General features: G+C 61.5%; 1 protein-coding gene and 4 pseudogenes. 2 read left to right on the plus strand and 3 right to left on the minus strand.

The genetic code is table 11. The features are described from left to right. Nucleotides 1-118 precede the first annotated feature (118 nt). Nucleotides 119-535, minus strand: a pseudogene (locus tag EN852_RS34380) (IS481 family transposase); the annotation flags it as partial. Between the two features lie 76 nt (nt 536-611). Between EN852_RS34380 and EN852_RS34385 the strand changes: the two are divergent. Then, nucleotides 612-1,621 (plus strand): annotated as a pseudogene (locus tag EN852_RS34385) (IS256 family transposase); the annotation flags it as partial. A 443-nt stretch (nt 1,622-2,064) separates the two neighbouring features. On the opposite strand, the gene EN852_RS34390 reads toward EN852_RS34385, so the two are convergent. Next, nucleotides 2,065-3,051, minus strand: a complete 987-nt coding sequence (locus tag EN852_RS34390; RefSeq protein ID WP_348628729.1) for an IS110 family transposase — start codon at nt 3,049-3,051, stop codon at nt 2,065-2,067. Nucleotides 3,052-3,312: 261 nt separating this feature from the next. Here EN852_RS34390 and EN852_RS34395 point away from each other — a divergent pair. After that, nucleotides 3,313-3,515: pseudogene (locus EN852_RS34395) on the plus strand (transposase); the annotation flags it as partial. A 37-nt stretch (nt 3,516-3,552) separates the two neighbouring features. Here the strand turns inward: EN852_RS34395 and EN852_RS34400 are convergent. Next, nucleotides 3,553-3,705, minus strand: a pseudogene (locus EN852_RS34400) (IS481 family transposase); the annotation flags it as partial. Between the last annotated feature and the right edge of the window lie 770 nt (nt 3,706-4,475).

Consider the following 4,475-nt stretch of genomic DNA (forward strand, 5'->3'; position numbering starts at 1 on the left):
TTTCCCTTGCCGGTGGAAGCCGCCTGGTTCGACGACTTGACCAACGTCACGCAGCAAGGGCATGCTGACGAACAGAGAGACCTTGACTGCAGGCTCCATTTCGTTCCGCGCTTAGGACGTTGTCGGTGAGGACGGCGTGGATCTTGTAGGGAACGGCCGCGATCAGGCGCAGCAGGAAGTCTCTCGATATGGCGGTGGTGGCCGTTTCCACGAAGGGGAACTTCGAGGTGCGATCAATGGCGACGAACATGTGCAGCTTGCCCTGTTCGGTGCGCACCTCGGCGACGTCGATGTGGAAGTAGCCGATCGGATGGCTCTTGAACTTCTTCTTCGCCGGCTTGTCACCTTCTACGTCCGCAGGCGGCTGATGCCGTGGCGCTGCAGGCAGCGATGCAGTGACGAGCGCGTCGTGTGGGATCGTCGCTTGTAAGGCGTAGAGGCAGTCATCGAGTGGCAACAGAGTGTAGCGCCGGAAGGGGACGATGACGGCCTCCTCCTCGGGCAAGAGCACCGTCGATCTAGGCTCTCTCGGACCGGTCGGCACATCGTCCACGGGACTGTCAGGAATTCTGTGCGCGAGGCCATGATGATGGAAAGGAGAGAATCATCACATGGCTATCGAGAAGGAACTTCTGGACCAACTGCTTGCCGGCCGCGATCCGAATGAGGTGTTTGCCAAGGACGGATTGCTCGACGACCTGAGGCGCTTTCGGAACGGATTCTGAACGCTGAACTCGACGAGCACCTCGAGGACGACCGCACCGACGGCAGCGCCAATCGCCGCAACGGCCATTCGAGGAAGTCGGTTCTGACGGGCACGTCGAAGATGACGCTGTCGATCCCGCGCGACCGGGCCGGGATCTTCGATCCGAAGCTGATCGCCAAATACCAGCGCCGCTTTCCCGATTTCGACGACAAGATCATCTCCATGTAGGCGCGCGGCATGACGGTGCGCGAGATCCGCGGCCATCTGGAGGAGCTCTACGGCATCGACGTGTCGCCGGAACTGATCTCGGCCGTCACCGACGCCGTCCTGGAGGAAGTGGCCGAGTGGCAGAACCGCCCGCTGGATGCGATCTATCCGCTCGTCTTCTTCGATGCGATCCGGGTCAAGATCAGGGACGAGGGCTTCGTGCGCAACAAGGCCGTCTACATCGCGCTCGGCATCCTGCCGGACGGCACGAAGGAGATCCTCGGCATTTGGATCGAGCAGACCGAGGGCGCCAAGTTCTGGCTGCGCGTCATGAACGAGCTGAAGAGCCGTGGCGTCGCCGACGTCTTGATCGCCGTCGTCGACGGCCTGAAGGGCTTCCCCGAGGCGATCAACGCCGTCTTCCCCCAGACCGTGGTCCAAACCTGCATCGTGCATCTGATCCGCCATTCGCTGGAGTTCGTGTCGTGGAAGGATCGCAAGCCGGTCGTGCCGGCGCTGCGCGCGATCTACCGGGCAAAGGATGCCGAAGCCGGCATGAAGGCCCTGGAGGAATTCGAAGCCGGCTACTGGGGCCAGCGGTATCCGGCGATCACCCAGAGCTGGCGGCGCAACTGGCAACACGTGGTGCCGTTCTTCGCCTTCCCCGAAAGCGTGCGCCGGATCATCTACACCACGGATGACATCGACAAGCGTGATTTCGGCTTTCTCGACTCCTGTGCGTTTATTTGTTCGGCTCAGGTGAGCGTGTTTCTTCGTCCCGGCCCACAGGATTTCCCATGCGAGCGTGTCGAGACGCAGTCAAGGCTGGCCGGTGCGATGGCGCCATGGCCGGCTGCGAGGTTTCCAGGCCACGCCTTGACTGCGTCGAGCACGGCGCCTTTCTGGAGTGGACCGGGGCGATGACTGTCGCACCGGGATATTTGCTTATGTTATGTTCGCCTGGCACGGACGACCACGTGGCAAAGAGCGGCGTGAGAGGATGAGAGCGCCGCCGCGCAGCCGTTATAGTCGTTCCTCGTTTGTGGCGTCCGTGCGCCGCTTCGGCCCTAGTGACCGCCAATGCCGAACCATCAGCTCGTAGGCACGTTCGGCATTCTCGGCCGCGGCTTTCTCGCTGTTTCGCAACTCCTTCACGTTGTAGGCGTAAGCCGAACCGCGGCGACCGACACCGCGCTCGCCCGGCGCGCCAGCCTTGAGAGCGAGCTGCCTCTGCTTTGCCGCCACCAGCGCCGGCGAGCCCAGAAGTAGTCCTGCTCCTTTGTCAGCAGATGCCAGATCAACACGGCGAGCTTGCGGGCGAGCGCCACGGCTGCGACCTGATGGCCGCGCTTGTTGCGGATGCGCAGGAAGAAAGCCCTGAGCGGTCCGGGCGCCTTCGCCGCCGCCCAGGCGGCCTCGACCAGCATGGCGCGGGCATGGGAACGCCCATGTTTGCTGATCCGGCCATATTGCGCCAAGCCAAGACCGGATTGACGCACACGAGGATTGAGGCCGAAGTAGCTCACCAGCTTCTGCGGTTCGCGGAACCGCCGGATGTCGCCGACGGCGGCGATGATACCGCTCGCGACGATGGCATTGACGCCGGTGATCGTCTGAAGACGCCGGACTTGCACATCATCAACCGCTTCCCGGGCGATCTCCCGATCGAGGTCAGCCAGATCCTCGGCCAGGCGGTCGATCTCGCGGATGTGGCGAGCGATAGCGGCCCGCTCGTCGTCGGGAAGCACCTGCCGCTCGAGCCAGGCGCGACCCCGACGGTTGAACAGATCGGCATGCGGGCACTTCGGCACGAGGTGCGCCTGCAGGAATCCATGCACCTCGTTCTTCACGCGCGTGCGATGCCGCACGACCTGGTTGCGCCGCGTGACGAAGCGGCGAAGCCGCTCCGTCCGCTCATCGGGAACCCAGACCGCCGGCAGAAAACCGCTGGCAATAGGGCGACAGAACCCGCACCACTGCCATGGCGTTGCCCGTAGCTTCGACGACAACCTCATCCATTCGTCGCAACTGCGGCCGAAGCCTTCCAGTCCCGAGCGGGTCATGTCGACCCGTCCGTGATGGCGCAGTTGGCCATCTTCCCAAACCACCACCTCCGCAAAGGTGCGGTGGATGTCCATCCCAATCACGCGTCTCATCGGCTCCTCCTCAAACAGTCGGGAGCCGGCGGGCGACGCGACACCTACGGATCCGCGCTCTCGGCGCAACCGGGCAGGTCGCAGGGGCGGCCAGCTACTAACGCGAGCTCGCAGCTCATCGAATACATCGGCCTGCCCGTACTTGGCGTGCTCCCGGTGCCCCTGTCCCGGATGGTCGCACCATACGCCGAAAGCCTTTCATCTCAGCGGGGATCAGGTGGCACCGTCATGACCATACCGGTTACGAACGCGATCGAGGCGCTGAACTCGAAACTGCGCCGCGCCGTCCGCACCCGAGGCCATTTCCCCAATGACGACGCGGCAATGAAACTGTTATATCTGGTCCTGAACCACGCGCCAAGGATTGGAAACGACCTCCGCGCGAGTGGTTCGAGGCCAAAACCCAGTTCGCCGTCGTCTTCGGCGAAAAGTTCGTCAGCCAATGACGAAACCGGCCTCGCGCACAGAATTCCTGACAGTCCCATCGGCCACCGAGGTCCGTTCCCGCCATTTGGCAACAGTCTTCTGGTTGATCCCGTACCGCTTCGCCAGCGCTCTCAGGCTCTCTTGACTATGCTGTATCGCTCGACGAACCGCCTCTGTCGTCGTGGCGCTCCCATGAAGAACCTGGCCCATAGCGCATCCTTTGATTCGGACGATGATGAACCATCAAAATCTGGGATCAAACATCTAGTTGGCCAGCCAATGGGCAAGATCGCACCGCACTTCGGAGAGGCAGTGCGGTCATACGTCCACTGCAGTAGTTTCGCAGTTTGCAGGAAATGCACTAGCATTATCATACCGCCTACACTCGCTTCTCGCCGAGGTGGCGGTGCCGCCACATCGTGGCCAGCGGCAAGCCACCAGATCTGGCAGTTACTAAAAAACGTTGAGAGACTATCTTCGACTCCTGTCAACGAACAACGGAGCACAAAACCCCGGCCACGCACGCGATATGAAGATGATTTGCCGTGCCGGCGGCCTGCGAACCGGCTGAACCGATTGACCCCAGAGCATGCAGCCTTTCCCGAAGGATCCGAATTGATTTTCCGGGAGTGGTGTCTGCCCACCGGGCAGAGACCGGCGGCCAAGGTAGAACGCCGCCCTAATCCACTTTTGCGGCTGTGATACAAACGAAATAGATTGATTGTGAGCGGTCGAAGAGAGGCAGCCCTTAAGCAGGTTCAAGATGTTAACCCAATGAAACTAATATTTCATAGGCTTGGACTTCACTCACACGGCCATCTCACTGCGAGATGTTAACAATACACAAACTGTGTTTGACGCAAACCACCCGGCAGTTGACCATCTAAGCACAACGACGGGAGCGGAGGAGAGGTAATGGCGAACACTCAGTCGAGCTTGGCGCCCGGGCTTCCTTTTAGCGAGGCGGAGTATAACCGTCG

This window comes from Mesorhizobium sp. M2E.F.Ca.ET.209.01.1.1, from assembly GCF_004010375.2.
Taxonomy (GTDB): domain Bacteria; phylum Pseudomonadota; class Alphaproteobacteria; order Rhizobiales; family Rhizobiaceae; genus Mesorhizobium.

Excerpts from the sequence above, each read along its gene's own strand:
- EN852_RS34390 (WP_348628729.1), bottom strand. The coding sequence starts at position 3,051 with ATGGACATCCACCGCACCTTTGCGGAGGTGGTGGTTTGGGAAGATGGC.